Below are 26,140 nucleotides of genomic sequence, written 5' to 3'. Positions count from 1 at the left end.
TCATGAAAAGAAAAATAACCAAATCGAAAGAGTGGTATAACTTAGGAATCATTGCGTATTGCAACGGGCCTACCTTTACCGAAAAAGAGTATTATCGGAACTTGACGTTAGTCGGACGCAAGGTGGGCATCCGTGTCTTTGTATTTTCTCCGCGTCAGGTGGACTTCGATTCGCGCACGACAATCGGGTACGAATATAAAAACGGCGTCTGGCATACGCGCACGTTCCCGCTGCCTCCGCTCATTTATGACCGATGCTTTATGGGGCCTGCTTACCGAAACTATAAACCATTTATCGAGAAGTTGCAAAATGACCCCAAAATCATGTTTATGGGCCGTGGTCTGTCCGGAAAGTGGGAGGTTTACAAGATGCTAGAATGCCTGCCCGAGATCACCAAATGGCTTCCGGATACAAAGCCGCTCGTCATTTCCGAGATGATGGAGCGCCTGAAATCCCACGAGGCGGTTGTAATCAAACCGATGTCAGGAACGCACGGTTATGGTGTCGTGCGTTTCGCAAAATTCGGTAACGGCTATGAAGCGACAGGACGCGCGCGCCGCACCAATGTACCGTTCCGCCGTTCGTTTCGGACGCTGGCCCAGGTGAGGCAGTTTGTCACAAGCTTCACGGCTGGCCTCAACTTTATCATTCAGCCTTACCTGTCGCTCTCTACTCGAGACGGCGTCCCGTTCGACGTTCGGGTGCTGGTGCAAAAAAACGGGTCTGGCGAATGGCAAACGACCGGAAAAGCGGTTCGGCTCGGCAACAAGGAAAGCATCACCTCCAACTTGCATGGAGGCGGGCATGCCGTCCCGTTATCCAGCTTCCTTGCCGATCATTTTTCACCTTCCCAGACAGCCATGATCGAAACGGAAATCAACGCTCTCGTTTCTGTCTTGCCCCCTGCTCTGGAAAAACACCATGGCTCATTGTTTGAGTTAGGAATCGACATCGGTGTCGATCAACAAGGCAGGGTATGGCTGATCGAGGTCAACAGCAGACCGGGCCGCGCCGTATTTCGCATGATCGACGACAGCACCGCTCGGCTTCGTGCTGTGACCCAGCCCATTTCGTACGCCAACTATCTTATGAAAGAGCGTGTAGGAGGTTACTAAGCATGGATTCAATCACCGTGCGGCTGCGCTTTCTCTCCTATCCCCAATTGGCAGGGATTGTCTTGCCGCCTTCGATTTGCCAGCAATTACAGCTCCGGCCTCGTCAGCAAATCACCTTATCGCTTGGAAAACGCGAGACGATGGCAACCGTGTTCCAGGACAAAAAAGCTGGAGATAACAGCAATGTCGTCAAATTGACCAGCTCCATCAAAGAAGAGCTTGGTGTTCCCCATGGCGGACTGATTCACTTGAAGCGCGACGGCGACACGCTGCGCATCGGCCCCGCCATCGGGATCGTCACAACCGGCGTGCAAAACAACGCCGCCAAACCGATCGGGCCGCGCAGCTCATTTTTCCACAAGTTGCTGCTCGCGCAGAAAGGAAAAGGCGTTTTTTACTTCATCTTCTCTCCAGCTGACGTCAATTGGGAGCGGAACACGGTTTCCGCATGGTTTCTGCGGCCCAAGAAACAAGGCGGCTACGAATGGAAAAAGCTTTTGACCGCACTGCCGGACGTGGTGTATGACCGCATTCCTTCGCGTGGGGCCGAGAAGCTGCCGCATGTGCAGCAGTTTAAGTTGCGCTTGGCCAACTTGAGAAACCTGCCCATGTTCAACCAGGGCTTTTTCAACAAATGGGGCGTCCATCAGCTGCTTTACCCGAATCCCGAGGTCAACGAGTATATACCGGAGACGTACACGACGCCGAGTCTGCAGCTGATGCGCACGATGCTGCGTCAATACCCGATCGTCTATTTGAAGCCGAAAAACGGAAGCCTTGGGTACGGCATCATCAAGGTGACCCAAGTCACAGGAGGCTACGATGTCTCCTACCACAACGGCAGCGGCAATGTGAAGCGCCACTTCAAATCGATCTCGGCTCTGTTCCAGCACATCTTCCGCACGCGTCGCCAAAGTGCTTACCTGATCCAGCAAGGAATCAACCTGTGCACGTACCAAAACCGCCCGTTTGATTTCCGCGTTCACCTGCACAAAAACCAGGCGAACGAGTGGGTCGTATCCTGCATGGCCGCCAAAGTCGCCGGGGCCGGCAGCGTCACCACCCACGTGCGAACCGGCGGGATGGTCATCCCCGGCGAAGAATTGCTCAGCCATCTGTTCCGGAAACAAAAAAGCCTGATTGAGGAGCGCATCCGCAACGCCTCCATCCGTCTGGCTTCCGCCATTGAAGACGCCAAGGGCGTCTATTTAGGTGAACTGGGGCTTGATATGGGCATCGATTTGCAAGGAAATGTCTGGATGTTTGAGGCGAACTCCAAGCCAGGCCGGTCCATCTTCAAACACGCCAGGCTGAAGGAAGCCGATGCCGTCTCCCGCAATTTGATTGTCGACTACAGCCGCTATCTGGCCAACTTTTAAGCCCGCCATGAAGTGTCGAGCTGGAAGGAGGAATTTCCATGTCCCAAATAAACTCCGGTTGGCTGACTATTCTTCCCTCGGGCAGATGGTACCTGCAAGACACGCGGCTGAAACCTTATCGGCGAAACGGTAAGCGAATCACGCTCAACCTGGGTCCGTGCAACGTTCACAAGCCGTTGTTCATCGGCCTTCCGGCGCAGGCGCCCGGTCGCATTCGCACGCGTATCCGATGGAAGTGGTCAAACGATACCATCAAGATCGGTCCGCTGATCGGCATCTTGACCGTCGGTTACGGGTCAACGTTCCGGGGCAATCGGGAAAATTTCAAAGACATTTTTCTCGCTGGTAAAAAGCTGGGTGCCTTGGTTTATGTGTTTACACCTGCAAGCATCGACTGGGAAAAAAACTGTGTCCGCGGTTTCGTATACGATGAAAAGCAGGGGGTCTGGGCAGAGTCTGAATTTCCCTTTCCACACGTTGTCTACAACCGTGTGCCTACGCGCAAGGAAGAAATGAAGGAAGAAGTTAGCTCTGCCCTGACGAAAATTTCGTCAATGCCGGGGGTTACCCTATTCAACATGCATTTCTTCAACAAGCAGGCGCTCTTCGCTTCACTCGGGCGCTTGGAGCAAACCCAGCATTTCTTGCCGGAAACGCGCAAGCTCGATACGCTGACGCGCTTGCGTTCATTCTGCTCCCGCTATCCCTTGGTTTATCTCAAACCGGTGACGGGCAAAGCCGGTCAGGGCATCATGCGTCTCGAGCAGCTCAACAACCGCTGGCAGCTGCGCCGCGTCTACGCCCGCACGTCCATCACCAAGCACTTCGCTTCCATCGATGACGTCTGGGAGCATATCGAACAGCTTGTGAAAAAGAAAAAATATATCATCCAGCAAGGAATTAACTTGGCCCGTTATAAAGGAAGACCGTTTGACATACGGGTTTTGGTGCAGAAGAACGGCATTGGCGAATGGGGGATTACGGGCATCGGCATCCGCCAGGCGGGGGCACGCAGCATCACCACGCATGTGCCGCGCGGCGGCAGCATCCAATCGCCTGCACGGGTGTTAAACCATCTGTTCGGTGAAAGGGCTGGCATCATCTTCGCCAAAATCGAGGACGCTGCTCTGACCGTGGCCCGCTCGCTCGCTGACGAGATCAGCTGCCTTGGGGAAATGTCCATGGATCTCGGGCTTACGGCGGACGGCATGCTCTGGTTTTTCGAGGCCAATGCCAAGCCGGAGAAATTCGACGAGCCGGCGATCCGTCAATCCTCGCTCAAAACCTTGATCCAATACGCGCAGCATGTCGCAAGCTTGCATCCGAAACTGAATATACAAGTCGGGTAACGAAAGTTCCCGGCTTGTTTGTTCTTGTCAGTGAAATGAGAAAGTTACTTTTTTTGGAACCTGTGCATGGATCAGCCACCTCCTGCGCACAATGAAGGCAGGAGGTGGACATCCATGAATTATCAAAATCAAAGTCCCTTTGCACAGTCTCAAATGTCCTATCAGCCAGTATCTGCATTAGGTAGCGCAAACGCCATTTTCCAACCGGGTTTTGCAGGCACGAACGTACAAGAAGTGCGTCAGTTGAACAGCGGCTACGCTGCTCCTGCGCTTTCCACCGGTTACACCGCTACATACGGAACAGGGCTCTCCGGCAACATCGGACTCGGCACTCCGGTTCAAGCCATCTTCCAGCCTGGCTTCGCGAACACGAATGTTCAAGAAGTGCGCCACTTGAATCAAGGCGGCTATCTGCAGCAGCAAGGCCTCGGTGCGTATGGCACCGGTATCCATGCAGGCATGCAAACTGGTATGCAAGCTGGCATGCAAGCACCTTCTTTCCCTGCGACCGCCCAAGCGATCTTCCAGCCTGGCTTCGCTGGCACCGATGTCAATGAAGTGCGCGCTCGCAATGCAGGCGGCGGCTTCATCGGCCAAAACGCTTTTGCTGCGATGCATGCCATTCCATCCCAAGGCATGAACACCCAAGCGTACATGCCAGTGCAGTCCTTTGGCAATACGGCACAAGCTATATTCCAGCCAGGATTCGCGGGTACAAACGTGGCCGAAGTGCGCCAGGATTATGCACTTGCTCAAAACACCCAACCACAACCGCAACCATACGTGCCATACCGCACATTCTAATTTTGCTTGTCAGCGTCTGCCGTTTGTGCGGCTGCTGACTCGGTTTCCAAAAACAAAACCGCCTTTCGGGGCGGTTTTGGCTGTTTATGAGGTGATCGGATGCGAACATACGGCAATTACGAAAAATTGTACAAGGAACTCAGCCGCTATGGCGCTTCCCATGCGACGGTGAGCAATCTCAGGGATCTTTCTGACATCCATGCGATCTGGGACTTTTACGACAAACTGCCGGTTGAGGACTTGCGGCTGATTTATGCCGCGATCAAAAAAACGGAAGTGCAGCTGGGCTACATTCCGCTTTGCTTTACATCGGTTCCTTTTATTTTTCTGGTCTTCTCGAGCAAGCTGGCCAACTTGCTGGAGGAAAGCATTCCGGCGCTTCTGTGCGTCATTACGATTTTATGCGTGGTTGCCCTCTATTTGATCCACCGCCATTTTACGTCCAAATCGCAAAATGCGCTTCACCTGCACATCGTCGAACAAGTCTTGGCGAGCAAGCAAAACGGCCCATCAGGATGAGGGGGGCCGCTGCCCCATGATTGCGTCAACCAATCGCTTGAGCGACTGCACGCTTCGCTCATCTACCGAAAAGGGAGTTCCTTCAAACCAATAACGGTCGTCCGTCACGCATGCCATCTCTTCCCCGCATCGGACAAATTGCTCGGTAACACAGCTTGCCGTATCATCGACAAGCTTGCGGATGCGCAGATGCAGCTCAAGATCGTCATGAAACCGGTTGCGGATTTCTCCAAACTTTTGATCCGCCTCCGCCAGCCGGTATAAGGCAAGATCGATCTGCAGCCAGCAAGTGAGGTAAAAGTGAAATTCCTGAAACAGAATGGTCAGCTCGCTGACCAGACGCCCGCTTTCACCGCTTGCTCTCATCTCTTCTCTCGCCAGCTCCACATCGCGCTTCTTTTTCTGAATGAACGGATCATGCTGGAGCGCCGCCCGGGCGAACTTGCGGACCACCTGAAACAGCATATCCGGCGTGCGCCGCGGAAGCCCTTGATAGCGATTGGCGACGTCTCGAACCATATGCTCCATCCCCTTTACCCTTCCAGCACTTCATCTCGATAGGCTTCCTTGATCGCGATGAATTCATCCGTGTGATCCAGAAGCAAATCGACAAGCACCGGATCAAAATGTTCGCCGCGCTCCTGTCTGAACAGGTCGATGACGCGGTCGAAATCCCAGGCCCGCTTGTAGACCCGCTCGCTTGCCAGGGCATCCAGCACGTCAGCTACCGCCGTGATCCGCCCATACAAGTGAATCTGCTCGCCGCTGAGTCCTTGCGGGTATCCTTTCCCGTTCCATTTTTCATGGTGCTGATAGGCAATGATGGCCGCGGCTTTCAAAATGCGCCGGTTGGAGTTTTTCAACAATCGATAGCCAATGTATGTATGAGTTTTCATGATTTCGAATTCTTCTTCGGTCAACTTGCCCGGTTTTTTTAAAATCTCGTCGGGAATGGCCACTTTCCCGATGTCATGCATGGGCGAAGCCATTTTGATCAATTCCGCTTCCTCAGGGCTCATCCCATACAAGGTGGCCAACAAAAACGAATACTCGGCTACCCGCTTCACATGGTTGCCGGTTTCCTTGGAGCGGCTTTCTCCAATTTCACCCATGCGGAAAATGATTTCCTTTTGGGTTTCCTCGATCTCCTGATACAAGAGCGCAGATTCCAGCGACTTGCCGGAATAGGCAGAGGCAAGCGTCAAATATTCCAAATCTTTCACCGAAAAAACCTGGGCTTCCGTCAGCTTGTTGATCGCCTGGTAAGCGCCGATGATCCTGCCCTCATTGTCGCGGATCGGCGTTACCAAAACCGCTTTCGTTCGATAGCCTGTCTGCTTGTCTACCGTCTGGTTGAATCGCTTGTCACCGTATGCATCCTCGATAATGATCGGCTCGCCGCTCTGAATAGCGCTGCCCACCAATCCGCTGTCCGCCGGAATCCGGATTTCCTTGACGCCATGTGCCACTCGCGTCCACAGCTGGCGGTTGCTTTCATCCAGCAACCATAGTGTGCATCTGTCGGCAACGATCAGTTCTCGTCCCATATCAGCCATCAGCATGAGCAAACGGTCGAGGCATTTTTCATTGGCGATCTTGGCCGTGTATGTAAAGATGATTTTCAGCAATTCTTCCGGTTGTAACTCTTCACGTATTCTGGGTGCCATCACCAAGTCCCCGTCGCCCTCCACCACGAGTCACTCGCTTTCCTTACGATATGGGCAGCTCGACCAATATTTTCGTGCCTTTGTTCAACTGGCTCTCAATCTGAATCGAGCCTTGATGCTGCCGGATAATTTTTTCGCTCATCATGAAGCCAAGGCCCGTGCCGAAATGCTTGGTCGTGAAGAACGGCTCGCCCAGCTTCTCAAGCTGCGCCTCCGATATGCCGCACCCCTGGTCGCTAAAGGCAATCCGGTAGCTGAACTCATCAGGCGCACATAGATGAATGAAAATTTCTCCGCCATCGGGCATCGCTTCGATCCCGTTTTTAATAAAGTTGATAAATGCCTGTTTCAATTGATTCTCATCACAATGGATGACCGCTGTTTTCACGTCATAAGCAGCCTTGATCACCACATTGTTCAAGATGGCTTTCGTCTCCAGAAGCGTCACCACATGCTTCAAAAGCTCTACGAGATCGCTCTCCTTGAACTGCACGGAGGCCGGTTTGGCGAGCGTCAGCATTTCCCCTACGATGCCCTCGATCCGGTTCAGCTCGGAGGACATGATTTGAAAATATTCGCGTTTGCCGGTTCCATGTGCCTGCATCAGCTGCAAAAAGCCTTTCAGCGACGTCAGCGGATTGCGGATTTCGTGGGCAATACCGGCGGCAAGCTGTCCGGCGAGCGACAGTTTTTCCTGGTTGCGCAGCAGCTGTTGCGTCGCTTTCTGCTCCGTAATATCCCGTACCAGCAGATGGATGGCAGGCTGCCGGTTATAGGAGGTGAGCGTTCCCTTCCACTCGATCTCCTTCATCCGCCCGTCCAGCCTGATCACTTTCCCTTCCACGAGGCCGATATTTTGACCCGTCTCAACCTTCCGAAAATGTTCAAGCGCATGTTCACGATGGTCAGGATGGTAAAACTCGCAGACATGTCTACCGATCAGCTGTTCACAGCTGCTCGCTCCGAGAAGATCGAGCGCTTCCTGATTCACATAAACGATCGTGCCGCCATCCAAACAGATCAGCACAGGATCGGGGGACTGATCGACAAGACGCCGGAATCCTTCCTCCATCTGCAGCAAATGATCGTGCGCATGCTGTCGCCGAGCCGTCATGCTTCGCTTCAATTCGGTCTTGATCACATCGCTCATCGTTTGTGCGCACCCAACCCCTCTTTGCTTTTTATGCCATTGTTTCATGCGACTAAACATTCCTTGTTGTCTCACGCGAGAAAGCCAAGATGTTCCACGAAATAGACTGAATGTTATTAATTATACTGTGAAAATAAGGAACTGTAATCCACTTTTTTACGTGACAGCGGTTCACAGACTGAACCGCGCATCATGTCAGATCGTCTGTTTTCGCAAATCACCCTGTCGAAATGCGGCAGGTACGAGAAAAAACGCGCCGCCTCTTCCGGAAGCAGCGCGAGTTTTTGCTGATAAACAGGGGATTCCTGATTTTAATAGCTGATCAATGCAGCTAAAAGTAAGCCCGCCGCCACGCTCAGGCGCGATGAGAAAATCCCGACCGAAACATTCCCTTTGGGAATTTCCGAGATAACCCGAAATGGCGTCAAGAGTTCGAACAAATAAAAAACAAGCACTTGGAAGACGATGCCGATCCCGCCCCACACAACCAGATCGACCAGATTGACGGAATGGTAGATGGCCGAGGCCAGCACGATCACCAAACCTAGTATCTTGCCGCCCAGGTCATGCGCCGCCGCTTTTGCCGCGTTGATTTTGGCCGGATCTGTCGTATCTGCGCCCTGTTTGATCAAGTCATACTCTTTATAGGGAGTTGTCACCAAAAAAACGAAAATGCCTACGGCCAAAAGCGGCAGCGTTACTGCCAGATAGGTTAAAAAATTAAGTATATATGCCCATTGGGTGATCATGTACCCCACTCCTTCTCATTCTTTTTGCCTTTTACGCCGACCGGCAGAAAGTACGACATGTTGTTCGTGATGCGCCCGCCCACTCTCGCGACAAGCGCCGATGGTTCGCCGCCAATAAAGAACGATCCCCACAAAAGGTGGCCTGCAAACGATCCGCCAAGCGTTTCCACTTGAATCGCAGGCAGCTGCGCCATCTCTTGATAAATCATCGGCTGATCCCAATATTCGCTTTCCTGGTCGCGCTCAAGCTCCTGCCCGTCCGCACGGTACAAGGTCACGCCGCCTCCTTCGCGCCCGAAGATCGGCTTGGTCACGTAGGCACACCGGCCGTGGAATTCATTGGTAAAATAGGTCGGCAGCATATAGGTGCGGATCGTCTCCTGCTCGGCGGCATCGAAAAACTCGCCTGCTTCGTGCAACCCCCACATCAATGCTTGCAGCGCCTTTGTCTGTGCGACAAATGCCGAAGGCGGATTGATGATCCCCACTTTGCGGCCGGCGGTCAGCGCGAGCAGCTGCGCGCCTGAAGGAAATCCTTCCTCATCCGTCTCGAACGCAAGCTTTTCAAGCGCATGCAGCCGGTACAGCAAGTCGATCGGGCATAGCTCCTCCCCCACCGCAGCATAGACCCCCTCATCGGTGACGCGCAGGTCGGCGAGCGGTACGAACGAGGCGGGCAAGCCGGATTGCTGCAAAAGATAGCGGGTCGTGCCGGCGTCCTCCTCATGCCAGTCCAGCGCGCTGAACCAGATTCGCTCGGTCGGGTAGCCAAGCTCGCGGTAGCGCTGTACGATCCGGGCGAATGCCTGCCGGATATGCCGTTCCATGCCTGCATTCGGGTTTGTCACCTGAAAACGGCTGCATACTTGCCCATTCACATAAAAAGCCTCGACAATGCCGGTCGGCGTATCGCTGTTGCACTCCAGCATTTTTAGGCCCTGTGGCGTTTGGGCGAAATCAAAGCGGCCGATGACGGTCGGGCATTCCGGCATAATCGCAAGCCGCACCGCTTCCACGGCAGCTTCCGGTACGCCCAGCTCAAGCAGCAATCGTTCATCCGCTTGTTGCACCACGGGCACTGTCTTGGCAAAAATTCGCGCGAGCGCGGCTGTCGCAGCCGTCAATTCCTCGCGAAACGAATCGGTAATGAGGTGAATCGCTGCGAGCGCATATTCTTCTCCGTACATTTCATCCCACGTGAAGATTCCTTCTTCCCGCATGTGCCCATATAGCTGTTGTCTGCGCTGCGCATAGGTCAGTCCATGCAAGTCATCCACCAAACGATCCCCCCGAGCTGCCGATTCCGCTCTTGGCCCCGGAGGAAATTCCCGAGCTAGTGCCCTTCGCCTTTGTGCCACCGCTCCCACCGTAGTAATACCCGCCTGACGAGCCACCAGAACCGCTCGAGGAGCCATCGTCGCAATACCCGTCGTTATTTCTGTCGTTGCAGTCGTCGTCTGGTGAGCTGCAGCCCGCCGTTGCGGTGGTCGCAACCAGAGACGCTGCCAAAAACATGCGGATCAGCGCAGTCGATTTTGTTTTCGGCGAAACCATAAAGAAACACCCTCCTATCCTGATACGGTTGCATAATACACGTATACCATGCGGTCCTCATCGATTTCCGTTGAGCTTTTCGCCCACTCGCGCCCATTCAAATAAAGGTAATCGCTTTGCAAATGGAGCAGCGCATCGTCGTCATCGCGGAAGCGGTATGTGCCGATGACCGGATAACTGGCGGAGTCTTCGTGAAACTCCCTCACTTCCATGACGATATTCCGCTCATGTGCGGCTGATTTGGCATTCGGAACATACGCCTCTTCATCATCGGCCGGTTTCACGTAGATGACATACGTGTTTTCTTCGATTGCGCAGGATGTTTTTTCAAACACTTTGCGATCTTTCACCAAATAATCGCAGGCAAAGCGCAGCGAAACCTCATCCTTGTCGATCATGGGGTAATAATACAGAACGGGAAAATGGCGGTGCTCATCAAGCAAGCGGTATTCCAGACGTGCCACCTTGTTCACTCCTCCTTACAGAAAGCCATCAACATTTCACTATATAAGTAATACAGAATATCGCACGAGAAGTTTCAGGAAATCGTTGTTTTCATCTGAAATTTTGGTTGATAAAGGAAATAATGTCAAATCCAATTAATCCCTGATTCTGGAGGTGCGTCTTGAATCCTTTTGACAGCAAAAAACTGTTGCTCTACATCGGCTATGCTTTTATGATGCTGCTTGGCTTTTTGGTATTCGTCGGCCTGTTCAACTTCTTTTACACCAGCTAGATTGTACGGATACACCGCAAAAAAGCAAAAGCCCCGCCACCAAAAGGGCGAAGCTATTGCTTTGTTTTTCATTTCTTCCTTTATACAAGCTGTCCTTCCGCCACAACCACCAGGCCGCGCTTCACGACCGTGTTTACATGATTGATGCCGAAATGATAGGGCAGATAGGCGAGATTAGTCGCATTGAAGATCACGAGGTCCGCCTGTTTGCCAGCTTCCAGACTGCCGACTACATCTGCTTTGCCAATCGCATGTGCCGCGTTGACCGTGACAGCCGTCATCACTTCCTCCGGCGTCAGACCCAGATTCAAGCAGCCGAGCGTCATTACCAATTGAATCGACTCGGTAGGCGAGCTGCCTGGGTTGTAATCGGTAGAAATGGCGACCGGCACGCCCATCTCGATCATTCGCCGTGCGCGCGCATGCGTTTTCAGCCGCAGATTGAACGATGTCGCCGGCAGGCAGACCGCAACGGTACCCGCTTGCTGCATCGCTGCGAACCCTTCATCCGTAGCAGCGAGCAGATGCTCGGCGGAAATGCAGCCCAGCTCTCCTGCCAGCTGCGCGCCGCCCATCGGTTCGATCTCGTCCGCATGAATTTTGATACCGAAGCCCAGCTCTTTGGCCGCGGTCAAAATTTTGCGCGATTGCGCGACGGTAAACACGCCGTGCTCGCAAAATACGTCGCAAAACTGGGCCAAACCTTGGCGCTTCACTTCCGGCAGCATCACGTTGATGACGAGATCCACATACTCATCCGCGCGGCCTTTGTATTCTTCCGGTACGGCATGAGCGCCCATAAACGTGGAGACAAGCTCGACCGGATGCGTCTCGTTCAGGCTGCGCGCCACCGCAAGCTGCTTCAGTTCATCTTCCAGCGTAAGCCCGTAACCGCTCTTGGCCTCGACGGTGGTCATCCCTTGCAAGAGCATCATATCGAGGCTTCTTCGCGCTTTGTCGTACAGCTCCTGTTCGGTCGCTTGGCGCGTGGAACGAACCGTGCTCAAGATGCCCCCGCCGCTCGCCAAAATGTCCAGATAGGAAACGCCTTTCAGCTTGAGGTCCAGCTCATGCTCGCGGGAGCCTCCATGCACCAGGTGCGTATGTGCATCGATCAAGCCCGGCGTGACCAGCCTGCCTTCCGCGTCCAGCTCTTGCGCCACCGTCATGCCTGCGATTTGGGCGCGAACCTCGTCCTCAGTGCCGACCGCATAAACGGTCCCATCCGCAATCGCCACAGCGCCGCCCGTGATTTCTCCGACCTGCGCCATGGCACTGCCCGTACGCGGGCCCGCCTCGCCTTGCATGGTCACCAATCGGCCGATGTTGTGCACAAGCAAATCAATCTTGTTTTCCAACTTTTTCACCTCGAAAAGGAAGTGCCCGAAAAACGCTTCGGACACCTCGCCAATTTTTTCTGCACAAACCGCGTCGTGCTGTATGAATAACACGCTTATATTATAGAAGCTTTACGATTATATGCCTTGCATCGGCACGCGCACGCCGCGCTCTTTTGCCGTCTCGATCGCTTTTTCGTAGCCTGCATCGGCGTGGCGGATGACCCCCATGCCAGGGTCGGTGTTGAGTACGCGAGCCAGACGCTCCTCCGCATCCTGCGAACCGTCTGCCACGACAACCATGCCGGCGTGCAGCGAGTACCCCATGCCGACACCGCCGCCGTGGTGGACGGATACCCAGCTTGCGCCTGAAGCCGTGTTCACCAGCGCATTCAGGATTGCCCAGTCGCCGATGACATCGGAGCCATCTTTCATCGCTTCGGTCTCCCGGTTCGGGGAAGCGACCGAGCCGCAGTCCAGATGGTCGCGTCCGATGACGATCGGCGCTTTCAGTTCGCCTTTGCGCACCATTTCGTTGATGGCCAGACCCATTTTCACGCGCTCGCCATAGCCGAGCCAGCAGATGCGCGCTGGCAAGCCTTGGAATGCCACTTTCTCGCGCGCCATTTTGATCCAGCGGTGGAGATGCTCGTTTTCCGGGAACAGCTTGAGCACCAGCTCGTCGGTTTTGTAAATGTCCTCCGGATCGCCGGAGAGCGCTGCCCAGCGGAACGGTCCTTTTCCTTCGCAGAACAGCGGGCGGATATACGCCGGGACAAAGCCTGGGAAGTTGAACGCATCTTTGACCCCTTCATCGAGAGCCACCTGACGAATATTATTGCCATAATCGAACACGACGGAGCCCATTTTTTGCAGATCGAGCATCGCTTGTACGTGTGTTGCCATCGACTGCTTGGAGAGCTTCACATATTGCTTCGGATCGTTTTTGCGCAGCTCTGCGGCCGCTTCGAGCGTGAATCCGGCTGGCACGTAGCCGTTGAGCGGATCGTGCGCGGATGTTTGGTCGGTGACGAAATCCGGCTTGATGCCGCGTTTCACGAACTCCGGGAAAATCTCGGCGGCATTGCCGACCAGACCGATCGCGAGCGGTCTTTGCTCCGCCTGTGCTTCGCGTGCCAGACGCAACGCTTCGTCCAGATCGTAGACCATCACATCGCAATAGCGCGTATCGATGCGGCGTTGGATGCGGGTCGGATCGACGTCGACGCCGATGACCACACCGTCGTTCATCGTCACGGCCAGTGGCTGGGCGCCGCCCATGCCGCCGAGACCGGCTGTCAGCGTCAGGGTGCCACGGAGCGTGCCATTGGCATGCTGGCGAGCCGCTTCCGCAAACGTCTCATACGTTCCTTGCAAAATGCCTTGCGTACCGATGTAAATCCAGCTGCCCGCTGTCATTTGCCCGTACATCATCAGCCCTTTTTTGTCCAGCTCGTGGAACGTATCCCAGTTGGCGAAAGCCGGCACGAGCACGGAGTTGGAAAGCAGCACGCGCGGCGCGTGTTTATGCGTTTTGAACAGGCCGACCGGTTTGCCTGACTGGACAAGCAGCGTTTCGTCCGCTTCCAGGTCTTTTAGGCATTCGACGATTTTGTCAAAGGACTCCCAGTTGCGCGCCGCTTTGCCGATGCCGCCGTAGACGACCAAATCTTCGGGACGCTCTGCCACTTCCGGGTCGAGGTTGTTCATCAGCATGCGGAGCACCGCTTCCTGCTCCCAGCCTTTTGCACTCAGTTCGGTACCGCGCGGGGCGCGGACTACGCGTTTTACGGATTCTGTCATTGGTTCGTCTCTCCTTTATCATTACGTTTCATGTAGCCTGCCAGGAAATTCAAAATGACGTGCAACGTGGTTCTCACTGTCGCTCTGCGCGGGTCCTGCATCGGATCGACGCACACGATGTCAAAGCCTTTTACCTTTGGATGCTGACCGAGCAGGAATGCGGCATCGATCAGCTGCCAGGAAGTCATGCCAGCCGGGACCATCGCTGGCACCCCCGGCGCGTAAGCCTGGTCGAGCACATCCATGTCGATCGTGACATAGATTGCGTCGGTTCCTTCGCCTGCGATCTCCAGCGCCTTTGTCACAAGCGGCTCAATTCCTTCGCGCGCTACCTGTCTCGCGGTGAACTGGGTGATGCCTTTGGATACTGCATACTCCCGGTACGGCTTGGAGTTGGCAAAGCTGTGGATGCCGATCTGGGCAATATGCTTGCCTTCCACCGTGCCCGATTCAATCAAACCGCGGATCGGCGTCCCGTTGGATGGCCCGCCGTCTTCAAGATTGCGCACATCCATATGGGAATCGATTTGTACAATTCCGACTTTTCCGCCTATTTTTTGTTTAAATGCCTTGACCGATGGACAAGTGATCGAATGGTCGCCGCCTGCAATGATCGGGAACATGTCAGGCAGCGCCTCGTACACATTTTTCATGCCCTGCTCGATATTGGCATGGCAGCGCAGCAAATCAGTCACATGCATTTGGATGTCGCCCAGGTCACAGGCTGCCAGCTCCTGCAAATCCACATCATGATCGATGCTGTACGTGGTAACGTTTGCAAAAAGCTCGCGCAACGCATTCGGCGTCATCGAGGCGCCGGAAATGCTGATCGAGGTTTTGGACAGCGGCAGACCGATAAAGCCGATTTCCGGTGCCGTTTCCCCATCCCAAGGCGTCAGCCACTGCGCTACCTTCGTTTCATAGCGATCCCGCCAGTTTGACCTGCGGATAAGCTCCGGCGGGTTCAGCAAATCGATTTGTTTCAATTTGCATGTCTCCTTTGCAGTTGCGGTTTGGTTGTTACCTTTATCTTAGCGAAAGTTCAGCCTTTTTCATCTAGCTGAACTTGTTTGAATCTAGCACAATCTTGCGCGAACGATACTCGGACGGGCTCAACTGGTGTACCTTTTTGAACATCCTGCTGAAGTAATTGGCATCTTGAAACCCGACCTGGCTCGCGATCTGCTGCATCGTCCAGTCGGTCGTTTCCAAATAATACTTGGCTTTTTCCAGCCGCAGCTTGTTGATAAAGTCCACGACGCTCAGTCCCACTTCCCGTTTGAACAGGTGGCTGAGATGGTATTTGCTCAAGCAACAATATTGTGCTACTTCTTCCAGCATGATGCGTTCGTTCAGCTGTTCCTTGATGAACCGGATCGCCTGCCGAATCAGCGGGGACACTTCCAGCATCTGCGTCAGCGCAACCTGTTCCGTCAACTGGCGCACATACGTGCACACTTTCTGGACGAACTTGTCGTAGCGGATCGTCCGGTACAGCTCCTGAATAAAATGCGCGTTCTCCGTCAAAATCGTTTCCGCGCTGAACCCAGCCTCCAGCACAAGCCGCGATACCATCATCACCAGATCGACCACCTCGGATTGAAACCGGCTCACATGGTATTGATTGGCTTGTGCCACCTTCTCCAGCAGCGTCGGCAACACAGCGATCGCGCCCTCGACGTCGCCAATATGGACTCGTGCCAACAGGTCGATACGCTCATTCTCGATCATTTCTTTATAGGCGGACATCGATTCGCGTGCGGCTGCGTCCGCCTGCTTCTTTTTCATATAGGAAAAAATCAGCCGGTTGCCCTGAAAGAAGCGGTCGACCATCGACTGCATCGCTTCGCGATACGAATGCTGCAGCATCGCCGGATCGCCGTAGTGCGTACCGATGCCGATCGAGACGGAAATCCGCTGTGCATCCGTCGCCTTTTGCATGTCCTTCGCGATTTGCAGCGCATTGAGGCCCGGGGGCAGCTGGTCCGTCTGCGCCGGCAGTTCCAGCAGAAGCGCCACCACGCCCTCTTCAATCCAAAGCCACGTGAACGGAACGCCCACCGTCTTGCAGATCGCCTTCATCAGCGTCTGCCCCAGCTCTACTTTCCACTCAATATCTTTTCCCATGATCAAATCGGGATAGCGATCTACGGAAACGAGCATGACGAGCGACGGATTGATCGTGACGCCATACGCCTTTTGCAGCTGTTCGTAGGTGTATTCATGCACATAGGTTCCCGTAAGCAGCAAGTGCGAAAAAGCCGCATGCTGTGGATGCTGGTTCATAGGCTCAATCTCCTCTTTTGGCATCAAATTATCGCGTATCCTCCTGCTATTGTAGCGTGGATGGCCCGTCCATTCCAAATCGGGAAGGGGAGGAGAAGAAAACAAAAAAGCAGTAACATTTCGGCACGATGATCCGTCTAATTCGATAGTCAACGTTTTGTGTACCAAGGAAAGGAAGTAGTGAAAGTGGTAAGGCTAACGAGAAAAGCGCTGATTGGAACGGCAGCGGCAGCATTGTTGTTCATAAGCGGAATGATGTCAGGCGACACGGTTTTTGCCAAAGCGACCCAAGCATTCAAAGGCGATCTGTCGGCCATGCTGGGCATCGGGCAGCCTCCTGCCCGCAACGATTCCCCGACTCAGGCGCCGAACGAACACGCGGAAGAGTTCGACAACAGCGTTCAAGCTGCCAAAGCCGATTCGACTGTCATGGAAGACCATGCCAACTATGCGCTGAATGCGCTCTACTATATGCCGATCGGGCAAGATGTCGTGATGCAGGTGCTCAGCCATCGGGCCATCCCGATTCCCAAACAAACGAACGGAAGCCTGACCCCGGTGAGCCGGATCGTCCATGACAATCTCTTTTTCATGGCGGAATCCGTCGCAGTTAACGGACGTTCGAAGGCTTCGATCAATTGCTACCAGCTGGACAAAGCAAATAACACGATCAGCTTGCTGTTCTCCCAACCCATCCTCGACATCGCGGAAGGGACAGCGTACAGCTTCAGCTATAACGAGGCAACCCGGCAATTAACCGTGAATCAGTATAAAGACGCCAAGCTATCGGCTGTCACGAATTACGTATTGGCAGACCATGCTTTCCTGAAAAAAGAAGAGCTGGTCAAATAGCAGCGAACACGTCGACACACCAAAAAAGCCCGAAACCGCAACAAACGATCCGTTGTTGCGGTTTCAGGCTTTTTTCATCGAGAATGCCCCATTGCGTTTCTCCCTTACTAACAAGACTCTCATTTGGATAGACTTGATAAAAGTTGATCGTATGGGAGGATGCCACCATGAGTGCCAAACCGTTATCAAAGCCGATTGTACTCTCAATCGTGTCGGTGATCGGCTTCGTTTTTCTCGCGAGCCTGATCTCCCGGCACGCTCTTTCTCATTTTGACAGCGCGATCTCCGGGTTCTTACAAGGATTTGAATTCCCGGCGATCACCACTGTGATGAAATTTCTCTCGTTTATCGGTTCACCCATTCCGATGGTGGTTCTGGCCGCTATTGTGTTACTTCTCTTGCATAGGTATTATCCCAAACGCGCGGAGGTTTACTTGTTCGTTTCGGTCCTGTCCTCGACCATTCTCTCAAACTGGCTGCTGAAGCATGCGTTCAAGCGCGCGCGCCCCGATTTGCACCAGCTTGTGCATGAGACAGGCTACAGTTTCCCTAGCGGGCATTCGATGACGGCCTTTTCTTTTTATGGCATTCTCGCGTTTCTCTTGTGGCACCAAAGCGATCGGCCTTCTGTTCGTTTGGCCATCATTTTGATGAGCACCATCATGATTGCAGGCATCGGCATCAGCCGCATTTATCTTGGCGTCCATTATCCAAGCGATGTGATCGGGAGCTATTTTTTTAGCGGATTTGTGCTTGCGGTCGGAATCTGGTTCTATCAACGATACCAAGAAAGGCATTATCTGCGTTCGAAACGGTAATTGATGCAATGGTCTATAGAACTCCACTGATCCCTCACATATACTGTATGGCCCAGCATACTGACAGGGGGAATCTGTTTTGCGCATCCTGGTTATCGCACCAGAGCAATTGCCCATCCCGCCCATTAAGGGAGGATCAGTGGAAACGGTCATTTACGAAATTTTTCGGCGGGTGAGCCGGAAACACTCGGTTGTTCTCGTCAGCCGTTCTCATCCGAGATTGCCTTCCGTGAGCAAGCAAAATGGCGGACGGCTGAAAATCGTTCGTGTATCCGCTCCGAATCGCTACAGTTACATCAAGAAGGCGCTGCAAAACGTAAAAAGACAAACATTCAATGTCATTCAAGTAGAAAACCGTCCCACGTTCGTCCCCCATGTGCGTCGTGTATTCAAAGGCATTCCCATCATGCTGTCGCTTCACTCGCTCACGTTCATGTCCCACCTTTCCCAAAAACGCGCCCAAGCCATTTTGAAGCAAACGAACGGCGTTACGTCGGTCAGCAAATTTTTGAAACATGCCATGAAGCATCGATTTCCAAAACATGCCAAAAAATTTCGCACAGCCCAATTGGGTGTAAACACGGACAGATTTCACCCCCGTTCCCCACAGTTTAAGCAGCAGTTGCGCAAACAATGGGGCGTTTCTGGCACATACAACGTTTTGTTCGTCGGGCGGATGGTTCACGGGAAAGGGCTGCACACGCTAGTCAAAGCGGTTGCCCTGTTGAAAAAACATTTCCCCAAAGTCCGGTTGATCGCCATTGGCTCATCATGGCCAGGCGTTCGTTCCCAAAGCCCGTATATGAAGCGGGTTCGTCAATTGTCAAAATCGTTAGGCGTTCCCATCCGGTTTACCGGGTACATCCCCCCGGCTCGGGTCGCCAGGTTGTATCATTTGGGTGATGTGCTTGTTTGTCCATCCATCTATCGCGAGGGTTTTGCCATGGTCAACACGGAAGCGATGGCATCGGGAATTCCGGTGGTTGCCTCCCGACGTGGCGGCATCACCAAGATCATAACGCATGGCAAAAGCGGTTTTTTGGTATCTGCATACACGAGTCCGAAAGCTTTCGCCAGTCGTCTCATCCAATTGAAAAGGTCCCCATCGTTAGCGAAAAAGCTGGCTGCTGGTGGACGCCGTCGGGTCGTTCGATCGTTCAGCTGGTCAAAGACCGTGAAGAGGCTTCTCAAGCACTACCGGAAAATACGCTGATGATTCCAAACAAATAGACGCCTCACGTTTTTATCGCGAAGGCGTCTTCTTTACGTTTCGAAAAAGAAAGAGCAACACTGCCAGCACAAGCCCGGCGAGAATAGTGTAGCTGATCGGTTTCATCCACGGCTCGATCCGGCTCCAATTTTCCCCTAAACGGTAGCCACCGTAGGTCAGCAGCAAATTCCACGGGATGCATCCAAGGCTTGTCAAAATGACAAACCGATCAAATCGCATCCCGCTCACACCCGCCGGAAGCGAGATGAATGTTCGCACCACCGGCAAGCAGCGGCAAAAAAAGACGGTTCCCCCGCCGTACTTGGCAAACCAGGCATCCGCTTTGGCGATGTGGTTCTGCCGGATGAACACATACTTCCCGTAGCGCTCCAGAAGCGTAGACACCCTCCTCCTGCCCGACCGTTACTTCCAAACGTCCTGAATCGGGGTCGCCTTCGCGCTTTCCCCCAAATGGCCCAAATGGTACATATCTTCGATCGTGCGCAAGACGTTGTAGTGATTGATTGTTTCAGAATAGCTTCCCGGCTTGACCATGGGGCCGACAAACAATGTCGGGATATGGTTTTTCGGAGAAAAGTCATCTTCATCCCAGGTGACGATCAGCAAGCTGTTGTGCTTTTTCGCCCATGTGACATACGGAGCGATGTGCTGTTTCAACCACTGATCCGCTTGCGCCACGGTCCCATCATGCATGTCGTCCATATGGTTGGGGATGACGAATGAAACGGTCGGAAGCTTTGCAAAGTCGCCTGGCAAGCTGGTAAGCGGCATATTCACCCCGGCCGGAACATTCGTGAAGTTGACCCATGGATTATGCTTCCGTCCATACCCTTTCGAAGAGCAACCGGTAAACCCGACCTTTGGCAAATCTTCTGAATACCCCCCGAACGACAGATGCGCACCCATCAATTCTGTCGCCAGGTTCGGTGTTGAAAAGGAGTGAGGACAGGAATCATCCTTCACGTTTTGCGTGGAACCTGAGAAAAGCGCCAAGTAATTCGGCTGGCTTGGATGCCGGATGCCAAAAGAGTTGCTGAACAGCGCCCCCTCCTTGACCAAGCTGTTCAAGTACGGAGCTGCGTTTTTTCCAATGATTTGGCCAAACGAATGATTTTCCTCCACGAGGATGACCACATGTTCGACGTTCGCCGGTTTCGGCTTGGGTGTTGATCCGGCTTTGGCCGACGGTGTCGTGGTTACCGATCGAGTGGCAGCGGTCGACTTCGCCGAAGCATGACTGGTTGTCACATTCTGCGTATCTGCAGGTGACGGCTTGTACAGCAGCACACCTAAAAGCACGGACAGGCAAAGCAGGCTGAAAGAAAGTATACGTATACGTTTCATGAAAAAAATCCCTTTCGTGGCGGATGGCGTTTTTACTTCAAAGATACCACGCGATTATGAAAACCATATGAAAAAAACGCAAAAGAGACGCCAATACCGATCATCCCCTGCGGCTCCATTACTTCAGCGGCAGAAGAACCGTAAAGGAGCTGCCAACACCCGGCACGCTTTCGACGTGGATGGTCCCGCGGTGGGCGTCGATAATCCATTTGGCTATGGCAAGGCCCAACCCTGTCCCTCCTGATTGACGGGAGCGATTTTTATCTACGCGATAAAACCGGTGAAAAATGTGGGCAAGCTGGTCGGGCTCAATCCCGATCCCCGTGTCTTCAACCATGATGCATAGCTTGGGCTTGTGGTCGACCATCGTTGTCCTGGTCGTAAGCGTTATTTCTCCTTGTTCCGGCGTGTATTTCACCGCATTGTCCAGCAAAATATACAAGAGCTGCTTGATCTTTTCCTGATCGGCGTGCAGCACGATGGCATCCTGCCCATGCAAATGCAGTCGGATTTGCCGCGATTGGGCAAACCCTTGAATCGAACGGATCACTTGCTCCGCCATCAGGGAAAAATCAAAGGTGTCCATCGTTATTTCCTGTACGCCGGAATCGGTGCGTGCGAGCAGCAACAGATCGCCCACCATTTTCGCCGCGCTCTTCGCTTCTTTTTGCAAGTCTTGCAAGAGTTCATGCGAGAATGCCGAAAGCTTGTCGCCATCTTCCAGCCCAATCAGGTCAAGGCCCGATTTCAAAATGCTGATCGGCGTTCTCAGTTCATGGGAAGCATCCGCCAAAAAATCCCGCTGCAATTCGTAGGATCGCAAAATCGGCTTCATGGCGCGCCTCGTCAAAAACTGGCCGGTCACGATGGCACCCCCCATAAAGAGCACGGTCATCCCGAGCAACACGACCAACAGCCATGTGAACATGCTCCACAAATACGAAACGTCTTTACCGAAGTAAACGGTGCCCAACATGCGGCCATTTTGAGAAACCGTTTGTGCAGCAATCAAAAGGTGCGACTCTGCTTGCTTCTGGTTTTCGATTGCTTTGTATTTGATTTCAACGGTATTCGGCTTCCACCCATTCACGTATTCCACGATCGCTTGCCGCATTTCGGGTGCAAATTCGTCCCCTACCACCAGTTCTCCGTTTTCTTTTACGAAATAATTGAAATACATCCCTTGATTGGCAGCATATGCATTATCGGGCTTCGTTACACCCGGCGCACTCGTCTTGGTCTCCTCTACCTCTTGCTGGGTAAGCGCTTTTAGTTCCAGTTTTTGTTCGTTATAAAAAATCGAAAAGAGCAAACCGAACGTACCGATAATAAACAGCAAAAGGAAGACCATCAGCATCACGCTATTAATGATCGTCAACCGTTTCCTTGTGTCCCGAAAAAGCTCTTTGTTATGATTTTTCAATGACGTACCCCACTCCCCTGATGCTGCGGATCAACGTTTTTTGGTTCGGCGCATCGATTTTTTTGCGCAGCATCGTGATGTAGACATCCACCGAATTGCTGGCAACCTCCATGTCGCCGCCCCAAATGCGATCGTGAATCAAGTCGCGGGTCAGCACCGTTCCCCGGTTGCGCACCAACAGATCGAGCAAGGCAAATTCCCTTCCTGTCAATTGGATCTCCTCGCCATCGCGGGTGATGGATTGCTTGGAACGGTTCAGTCTGATTCCATTCACTTCAATGATGTCCTCCTGGATCGGGGCAAAATTCCGGCGTGACAGCGCACGCAAGCGGGCGAGCAGCTCGTCATGCTCAAACGGCTTGACCAAATAATCGTCAGCTCCTGCGTCGAGCCCTTCGATCCGTTCCTCCAGCGTATCCTTGGCCGTAAGCAGCAGAATCGCACCCGAATACCCTTGTTCACGCAATTCCTTGCATAAGGTGACGCCGTCTTTTTGCGGCATCATCCAATCCAGGACAAGCACATCGTAATAGGAGTCGATGATCAGGTTATAGGCCTCTTGCCCATCCGTTACCCACGTGACGTCATGGCCGCCCCTTTGCTTCAGCATATGCGCAATGATTTTGCCCAGGACGAGCTGATCTTCCGCAAGTAAAACTCGCATTCCCGCACCTCTTTTCTCTCCTGTTTGCATGCAAGGAGGGACCTTGGGGAAAAAGGTCCCTGTACGTATCTTGAACACTCTCCACCCATTTTAGCCTACAAGATGATTTGCCTGATTTACGATTGAGTGGTCATCGTAACTGTACATGAGAAAAATTAAAAGTGAATGAAATAGATTCGTGTCCGTGGACTTCCCTTCTCCCCTTTCATAAACTGCATGATTGAGATTGCAACAGGGGGAGTTAGTCATGCGCATCCTAGTTATCGCTCCGGAACAACTGCCTGTCCCTCCTATAAAGGGAGGCTCTGTCGAAACCGTCATCTACGAAATCGTGCGACGATTGAGTCAGCATCATCAAGTCGTCCTGATCAGCCGGTCCCATCCAAGCTTGCCAGCCGTCAGCCGATTGCAGGGAGGCAGGCTGACGATTATTCGTCTGCCCGTTTCGGGGCGATATGCCTTCATTCAGGCAGCATTGCGCCGGGTAAAAGGATTCCGCTTCAACCTGATCCAAATCGAAAATCGCCCTACGTTCGTTCCGCATGTCCGGAAAGCATTCCCGCACACGCCGATCATGCTGCAGCTTCACTCGCTTACCTTTCTGTCAAAACTGTCAAAGGAACGGGCCTCTTCGATTTTGCGGCAAACGAGCGGGATCACTTCCGTCAGTTCCTTTCTTACTGCGGTGCTGAAATCGCGCTTTCCTGCCCACGCGCATAAGTTCAGCACGGCACGGCTTGGGGTGGACACGTTCAAGTTTCGTCCCCGCCCCAAAGCGTTCAAGCAGCAATTGCGGGCAAGATGGGGCGTTTCCGGGACGTACAACGTTTTGTTTGTCGGTCGAGTTGTTTATGGCAAAGGACTGCATACGCTGATCAATGCCGTCGCTCTGCTCAAACGCCGCTATGCCAATGTTCGTTTGATCGTCATCGGATCTTCCTGGCCCGGCGTTGCTGCCCAAAGCCCTTATATCCGCCGCGTGCGCCGGTTGTCACAAGCATTGGGCGTGCCCATTAGATTCACCGGCTACATTCGGCCCGCGCGCATCGCCGAGCTTTATCACTTGGGCGATGTGTTCGTCTGTCCCTCGCAATATCGAGAAGGGTTTGCCATGGTCAATACCGAGGCGATGGCATCTGGCCTGCCGGTAATCGCTTCGCGCCGCGGGGGAATTGCGCAAATCATCGAGCATGGCAAAAGCGGCTTGTTGGTATCGGCTTTCACCAGCCCTGCCGCTTTTGCAAAACAGATGATGGCCGTGAAAGCATCGCCGTCTCTCGCAGGACGGCTGTCGATTGGCGGCCGCCGGCGAGCGGTGGAAAAGTACAGTTGGGCCCATACCGTACAGGCATTGCTCGGGCACTATCAACGTTTGTTGAATCGGAAACCGAACCCTAACCAACGTAAACCCTTCCGGTAGCGCCTCGCTGTGCACAAAAAGCATGCAAAAAAGCCTGTTGAATTTCACCTCAACAGGCTTTTCACTTCCACCATGACTGATAATCTTCAATAAACGTATGCATGGAAATGGGCTTTCTTCCAAGGATGCGTTCAATATCCGGCGTCACTTTTTTTGCCAGGCCGATGCGCGCCGTTACATATATGCCCACCATGACTGTCGCCATATCTTTCGGCACACCCCGCTCAATAAGCCGTGCCCGAAATTGGGAAGGTGGTGGCGAGACATAGGTTATGGTTCTTCCGAGTACCGAACTGAAAATTTCCGCGACCTGATTGTACGTCAACGCCTCAAATCCGGTCAGGGAATAGGCTTGATTCAGATGTTGCGGATCATGGAAAGCTCGCACGGCTACCTCGGCGATATCGCGCACATCGATAAAACTGGTGCGACCGTTCCCGGCAGGCACATAGATCATATTCTCGTTACGGATTTCATCACGGTGGGTTGTGCTCAAATTTTGCATAAAAAAGCTCGCCCTGAGAAATGTGTAGGGTATTCCTGCTTTCAAAATGCATGCTTCAATTTTCCGATGTGGAACAAACGGCATTTTTTCTGCCCCCAACAAGGAAAGAAAAACAATGTGCCGAACTTTCGCTTGTTTGCATGCTGTCAGAAAAGGAACAAGCCTCCGAATATCCGAAATCGCTGGTGGACGGATGAGAAACACTTTATCGGATTGCTCCAAAGCGGGCCTGAACGTCTCAGGTGCTTCGAAGTCAAATGCGATGTATTCAATCGAGCCTCCCAGCTGTTCCCTCGCTTTTTCGGGGTTGCGAGCTGCCGCGATGAATGGCAGGCCCGCTTTTTGAAGAAGGGGTGGCATTTCGCCAGCTACATTGCCTGTTACACCCGTAACCAGAATTTTACCAGATTCCATCCATACGTCTCCCTGTACATGCGCATTCTCATTCATCAGTATGGGCATACCGACTCACGTCTAGACCAGACGTTGCGAAAACGCTACCTGCTCAATGCCAACGCCAAGGGCACTGGTCCTTCTGAATCCAATTTCTTATGAAAATGCAAAGCTGAGATAGCTTAACGTCCCATAATCATAGCTGCGATGAATGATTTGCGCTTTGGTGTCCGGGTTCCCACTTCCCATCGCGATAAAGAGTGGAACGAAATGCTCCGCTCGCGGTACCGCCATTCGTGCATGTGGAGCCTGGGTTTCATAATCAGCGAGCGCATCGACATCATGGTTTTGAATGTGCGCAATCAACCAATCGTCAAATTCTGTGGCCCACGCGTCCGGGTGCTGTTGGCCAAATTTCAGCATGCGCAAATTATGAACGGTAACGCCGCTGCCAATGACCAAAATGTCTTCCTTCCCAATGCCTTGGAGCGCTTCACCGATTTTGATCTGCTCACGGACAGCAAGGTATGGGTTCACCGAGATTTGGACAACGGGAATGTCTGCGTTTGGATACATGCGGTACAACAGCGTCCAGGACCCATGATCCAAACCGCGCGTCGTATCTCTTCTGACTGCGATTCCCGCTTGCTTGAACCTGGCTTCTACCATTTCGGCGACTGGTTCCGAGCCTTTTGCAGGATACTTGATGCGATACAATTCGTCAGGAAAACCGCCGAAATCATAAATGGTATCATAGGCATCATTCGTATACGAAATGGTGAGGACGTCCGTTTCCCAATGGGCGGTAAAAATAACGATCGCTTTCGGCTTGATTTGCTGTCCAAGGTTTTCAAGAAATTGGCTGTATCCGGTATCTTCAATGGCTAGCATGGGCGAACCATGCGCTAAAAACAATGATGGTACCATGTTTCCACCTTCTTTTCAGAGTGATAGGAGTGCCTATAATATCTTCTGTTGAAGAGTTTTATCATATAAAACAAATATTTTTATTAACAAATCGATCGTAACAAAGCTGTTCGAC

26 protein-coding genes are annotated in these 26,140 nt (G+C 52.9%); 9 read left to right on the top strand and 17 right to left on the bottom strand.

The genetic code is table 11. From position 1 onward, the window contains the following. The first annotated feature begins 2 nt into the window (after window positions 1-2). The 5 genes from ACTID9_RS06755 to ACTID9_RS06735 all read left to right on the top strand — a co-directional run bounded on the left by ACTID9_RS06755 (window position 3) and on the right by ACTID9_RS06735 (window position 5,166). On the top strand, window positions 3-1,115 hold the full coding sequence (locus tag ACTID9_RS06755; protein ID WP_441070467.1) for a YheC/YheD family endospore coat-associated protein: 1,113 nt from the start codon (window positions 3-5) through the stop codon (window positions 1,113-1,115). Window positions 1,116-1,117: 2 nt separating this feature from the next. After that, window positions 1,118-2,494 (top strand): YheC/YheD family endospore coat-associated protein, encoded by a 1,377-nt coding sequence (locus ACTID9_RS06750; protein ID WP_441070466.1) that lies wholly within the window; start codon window positions 1,118-1,120, stop codon window positions 2,492-2,494. 38 nt (window positions 2,495-2,532) lie between these two features. Further along, window positions 2,533-3,843, top strand: a complete 1,311-nt coding sequence (locus tag ACTID9_RS06745) for a YheC/YheD family endospore coat-associated protein (RefSeq protein ID WP_441070465.1) — start codon at window positions 2,533-2,535, stop codon at window positions 3,841-3,843. A gap of 114 nt (window positions 3,844-3,957) precedes the next feature. Beyond that, window positions 3,958-4,647, top strand: a complete 690-nt coding sequence (locus ACTID9_RS06740; protein ID WP_441070464.1) for a hypothetical protein — start codon at window positions 3,958-3,960, stop codon at window positions 4,645-4,647. A 99-nt stretch (window positions 4,648-4,746) separates the two neighbouring features. Then, entirely contained in the window at window positions 4,747-5,166 is a 420-nt protein-coding gene (locus tag ACTID9_RS06735; RefSeq protein ID WP_441070463.1) for a hypothetical protein, read from the top strand. On the opposite strand, the gene ACTID9_RS06730 is transcribed toward ACTID9_RS06735, so the two are convergent. The 11 genes from ACTID9_RS06730 to ACTID9_RS06680 form a co-directional block, all read right to left on the bottom strand. After that, a complete protein-coding gene (locus tag ACTID9_RS06730; protein ID WP_441070462.1) occupies window positions 5,158-5,685 on the bottom strand; it encodes a hypothetical protein in 528 nt (175 codons plus the stop codon). The two genes, ACTID9_RS06735 and ACTID9_RS06730, sit on opposite strands and share 9 nt — an antisense overlap. A 14-nt stretch (window positions 5,686-5,699) precedes the next feature. After that, complete coding sequence (locus tag ACTID9_RS06725) at window positions 5,700-6,833, bottom strand: HD-GYP domain-containing protein (protein WP_441070461.1); 1,134 nt, start codon at window positions 6,831-6,833, stop codon at window positions 5,700-5,702. A 43-nt stretch (window positions 6,834-6,876) separates the two neighbouring features. After that, window positions 6,877-8,031 carry an ATP-binding protein gene (locus ACTID9_RS06720; protein ID WP_441070460.1) on the bottom strand — a complete coding sequence of 385 codons (1,155 nt, stop codon included), beginning with the start codon at window positions 8,029-8,031 and terminating at the stop codon, window positions 6,877-6,879. A 263-nt stretch (window positions 8,032-8,294) separates the two neighbouring features. Further along, window positions 8,295-8,732 (bottom strand): DUF350 domain-containing protein, encoded by a 438-nt coding sequence (locus tag ACTID9_RS06715; RefSeq protein ID WP_441070459.1) that lies wholly within the window; start codon window positions 8,730-8,732, stop codon window positions 8,295-8,297. Beyond that, on the bottom strand, window positions 8,729-9,952 hold the full coding sequence (locus ACTID9_RS06710) for a glutathionylspermidine synthase family protein (RefSeq protein WP_441072461.1): 1,224 nt from the start codon (window positions 9,950-9,952) through the stop codon (window positions 8,729-8,731). The genes ACTID9_RS06715 and ACTID9_RS06710 overlap by 4 nt, the downstream gene beginning before the upstream one ends. 49 nt (window positions 9,953-10,001) lie before the next feature. Continuing rightward, on the bottom strand, window positions 10,002-10,286 hold the full coding sequence (locus ACTID9_RS06705) for a hypothetical protein (protein WP_441070458.1): 285 nt from the start codon (window positions 10,284-10,286) through the stop codon (window positions 10,002-10,004). 14 nt (window positions 10,287-10,300) lie between these two features. Continuing rightward, entirely contained in the window at window positions 10,301-10,750 is a 450-nt protein-coding gene (locus ACTID9_RS06700) for a hypothetical protein (protein WP_441070457.1), read from the bottom strand. 352 nt (window positions 10,751-11,102) lie between these two features. Further along, on the bottom strand, window positions 11,103-12,329 hold the full coding sequence (gene hutI, locus ACTID9_RS06695) for an imidazolonepropionase (protein WP_441072459.1): 1,227 nt from the start codon (window positions 12,327-12,329) through the stop codon (window positions 11,103-11,105). Between the two features lie 168 nt (window positions 12,330-12,497). Then, window positions 12,498-14,162, bottom strand: coding sequence for a urocanate hydratase (gene hutU, locus ACTID9_RS06690; RefSeq protein ID WP_441070456.1), 1,665 nt, complete (start codon window positions 14,160-14,162; stop codon window positions 12,498-12,500). Then, window positions 14,159-15,148: an agmatinase family protein gene (locus tag ACTID9_RS06685; protein ID WP_441070455.1), complete on the bottom strand. Its 990-nt coding sequence runs from the start codon at window positions 15,146-15,148 to the stop codon at window positions 14,159-14,161. Before ACTID9_RS06685 ends, hutU begins: the two co-directional genes overlap by 4 nt. Before the next feature lie 70 nt (window positions 15,149-15,218). Further along, window positions 15,219-16,448, bottom strand: a complete 1,230-nt coding sequence (locus ACTID9_RS06680; RefSeq protein WP_441070454.1) for a helix-turn-helix domain-containing protein — start codon at window positions 16,446-16,448, stop codon at window positions 15,219-15,221. 180 nt (window positions 16,449-16,628) lie between these two features. On the opposite strand from ACTID9_RS06680, the gene ACTID9_RS06675 reads away from it, so the two are divergent. The 3 genes from ACTID9_RS06675 (at window position 16,629) to ACTID9_RS06665 (ending at window position 19,331) form a co-directional block, all read left to right on the top strand. Further along, window positions 16,629-17,300: a hypothetical protein gene (locus ACTID9_RS06675; protein ID WP_441070453.1), complete on the top strand. Its 672-nt coding sequence runs from the start codon at window positions 16,629-16,631 to the stop codon at window positions 17,298-17,300. 167 nt (window positions 17,301-17,467) lie between these two features. After that, entirely contained in the window at window positions 17,468-18,118 is a 651-nt protein-coding gene (locus ACTID9_RS06670) for a phosphatase PAP2 family protein (protein ID WP_441070452.1), read from the top strand. A gap of 79 nt (window positions 18,119-18,197) precedes the next feature. Beyond that, window positions 18,198-19,331 carry a glycosyltransferase family 4 protein gene (locus ACTID9_RS06665; RefSeq protein WP_441070451.1) on the top strand — a complete coding sequence of 378 codons (1,134 nt, stop codon included), beginning with the start codon at window positions 18,198-18,200 and terminating at the stop codon, window positions 19,329-19,331. A gap of 30 nt (window positions 19,332-19,361) precedes the next feature. Here the strand turns inward: ACTID9_RS06665 and ACTID9_RS06660 are convergent, their stop codons facing one another. From ACTID9_RS06660 to ACTID9_RS06645, 4 genes are all read right to left on the bottom strand, one after another. Beyond that, window positions 19,362-19,733, bottom strand: coding sequence for a DedA family protein (locus ACTID9_RS06660; RefSeq protein ID WP_441070450.1), 372 nt, complete (start codon window positions 19,731-19,733; stop codon window positions 19,362-19,364). A gap of 18 nt (window positions 19,734-19,751) precedes the next feature. Beyond that, the gene (locus tag ACTID9_RS06655; RefSeq protein ID WP_441070449.1) at window positions 19,752-20,693 is read right to left on the bottom strand and encodes an alkaline phosphatase family protein; all 942 of its coding nucleotides are present in this window, start codon (window positions 20,691-20,693) and stop codon (window positions 19,752-19,754) included. Between the two features lie 118 nt (window positions 20,694-20,811). Beyond that, window positions 20,812-22,116: a sensor histidine kinase gene (locus tag ACTID9_RS06650; protein ID WP_441070448.1), complete on the bottom strand. Its 1,305-nt coding sequence runs from the start codon at window positions 22,114-22,116 to the stop codon at window positions 20,812-20,814. Beyond that, window positions 22,103-22,780 (bottom strand): response regulator transcription factor, encoded by a 678-nt coding sequence (locus ACTID9_RS06645; protein ID WP_441070447.1) that lies wholly within the window; start codon window positions 22,778-22,780, stop codon window positions 22,103-22,105. The genes ACTID9_RS06650 and ACTID9_RS06645 overlap by 14 nt, the downstream gene beginning before the upstream one ends. Before the next feature lie 247 nt (window positions 22,781-23,027). On the opposite strand from ACTID9_RS06645, the gene ACTID9_RS06640 reads away from it, so the two are divergent. Then, window positions 23,028-24,200 (top strand): glycosyltransferase family 4 protein, encoded by a 1,173-nt coding sequence (locus tag ACTID9_RS06640; RefSeq protein WP_441070446.1) that lies wholly within the window; start codon window positions 23,028-23,030, stop codon window positions 24,198-24,200. A gap of 61 nt (window positions 24,201-24,261) precedes the next feature. On the opposite strand, the gene ACTID9_RS06635 is transcribed toward ACTID9_RS06640, so the two are convergent. Together ACTID9_RS06635 and ACTID9_RS06630 are read right to left on the bottom strand one after the other, a co-directional pair. Beyond that, window positions 24,262-25,119: an SDR family oxidoreductase gene (locus ACTID9_RS06635; protein ID WP_441070445.1), complete on the bottom strand. Its 858-nt coding sequence runs from the start codon at window positions 25,117-25,119 to the stop codon at window positions 24,262-24,264. A gap of 135 nt (window positions 25,120-25,254) precedes the next feature. Next, on the bottom strand, window positions 25,255-26,025 hold the full coding sequence (locus ACTID9_RS06630; protein ID WP_441070444.1) for a DODA-type extradiol aromatic ring-opening family dioxygenase: 771 nt from the start codon (window positions 26,023-26,025) through the stop codon (window positions 25,255-25,257). Window positions 26,026-26,140 lie beyond the last annotated feature (115 nt).

Origin of the sequence: Brevibacillus fluminis (assembly GCF_052072235.1) — a bacterium.
Classification (GTDB): Bacteria; Bacillota; Bacilli; order Brevibacillales; family Brevibacillaceae; genus Brevibacillus_D; species Brevibacillus_D fluminis_A.
The sequence above is the reverse complement of the archived record's forward strand: the minus strand, read 5'-3'. Positions and strand labels throughout refer to the sequence as shown.

Bases quoted from the DNA above. Each gene is read 5' to 3' on its own strand.
- ACTID9_RS06755 (WP_441070467.1), top strand. From the start codon at position 3: ATGAAAAGAAAAATAACCAAATCGAAAGAGTGGTATAACTTAGGAATC.
- ACTID9_RS06750 (WP_441070466.1), top strand. From the start codon at position 1,118: ATGGATTCAATCACCGTGCGGCTGCGCTTTCTCTCCTATCCCCAATTG.
- ACTID9_RS06745 (WP_441070465.1), top strand. From the start codon at position 2,533: ATGTCCCAAATAAACTCCGGTTGGCTGACTATTCTTCCCTCGGGCAGA.
- ACTID9_RS06740 (WP_441070464.1), top strand. From the start codon at position 3,958: ATGAATTATCAAAATCAAAGTCCCTTTGCACAGTCTCAAATGTCCTAT.
- ACTID9_RS06735 (WP_441070463.1), top strand. From the start codon at position 4,747: ATGCGAACATACGGCAATTACGAAAAATTGTACAAGGAACTCAGCCGC.
- ACTID9_RS06730 (WP_441070462.1), bottom strand. From the start codon at position 5,685: ATGGTTCGAGACGTCGCCAATCGCTATCAAGGGCTTCCGCGGCGCACG.
- ACTID9_RS06725 (WP_441070461.1), bottom strand. From the start codon at position 6,833: ATGGCACCCAGAATACGTGAAGAGTTACAACCGGAAGAATTGCTGAAA.
- ACTID9_RS06720 (WP_441070460.1), bottom strand. From the start codon at position 8,031: ATGAAACAATGGCATAAAAAGCAAAGAGGGGTTGGGTGCGCACAAACG.
- ACTID9_RS06715 (WP_441070459.1), bottom strand. From the start codon at position 8,732: ATGATCACCCAATGGGCATATATACTTAATTTTTTAACCTATCTGGCA.
- ACTID9_RS06710 (WP_441072461.1), bottom strand. From the start codon at position 9,952: ATGCGGGAAGAAGGAATCTTCACGTGGGATGAAATGTACGGAGAAGAA.
- ACTID9_RS06705 (WP_441070458.1), bottom strand. From the start codon at position 10,286: ATGGTTTCGCCGAAAACAAAATCGACTGCGCTGATCCGCATGTTTTTG.
- hutI (WP_441072459.1), bottom strand. From the start codon at position 12,329: ATGCAAGGCGAGGCGGGCCCGCGTACGGGCAGTGCCATGGCGCAGGTC.
- hutU (WP_441070456.1), bottom strand. From the start codon at position 14,162: ATGACAGAATCCGTAAAACGCGTAGTCCGCGCCCCGCGCGGTACCGAA.
- ACTID9_RS06680 (WP_441070454.1), bottom strand. From the start codon at position 16,448: ATGAACCAGCATCCACAGCATGCGGCTTTTTCGCACTTGCTGCTTACG.
- ACTID9_RS06670 (WP_441070452.1), top strand. From the start codon at position 17,468: ATGAGTGCCAAACCGTTATCAAAGCCGATTGTACTCTCAATCGTGTCG.
- ACTID9_RS06655 (WP_441070449.1), bottom strand. From the start codon at position 20,693: ATGAAACGTATACGTATACTTTCTTTCAGCCTGCTTTGCCTGTCCGTG.
- ACTID9_RS06645 (WP_441070447.1), bottom strand. From the start codon at position 22,780: ATGCGAGTTTTACTTGCGGAAGATCAGCTCGTCCTGGGCAAAATCATT.
- ACTID9_RS06640 (WP_441070446.1), top strand. From the start codon at position 23,028: ATGCGCATCCTAGTTATCGCTCCGGAACAACTGCCTGTCCCTCCTATA.
- ACTID9_RS06635 (WP_441070445.1), bottom strand. From the start codon at position 25,119: ATGGAATCTGGTAAAATTCTGGTTACGGGTGTAACAGGCAATGTAGCT.
- ACTID9_RS06630 (WP_441070444.1), bottom strand. From the start codon at position 26,025: ATGGTACCATCATTGTTTTTAGCGCATGGTTCGCCCATGCTAGCCATT.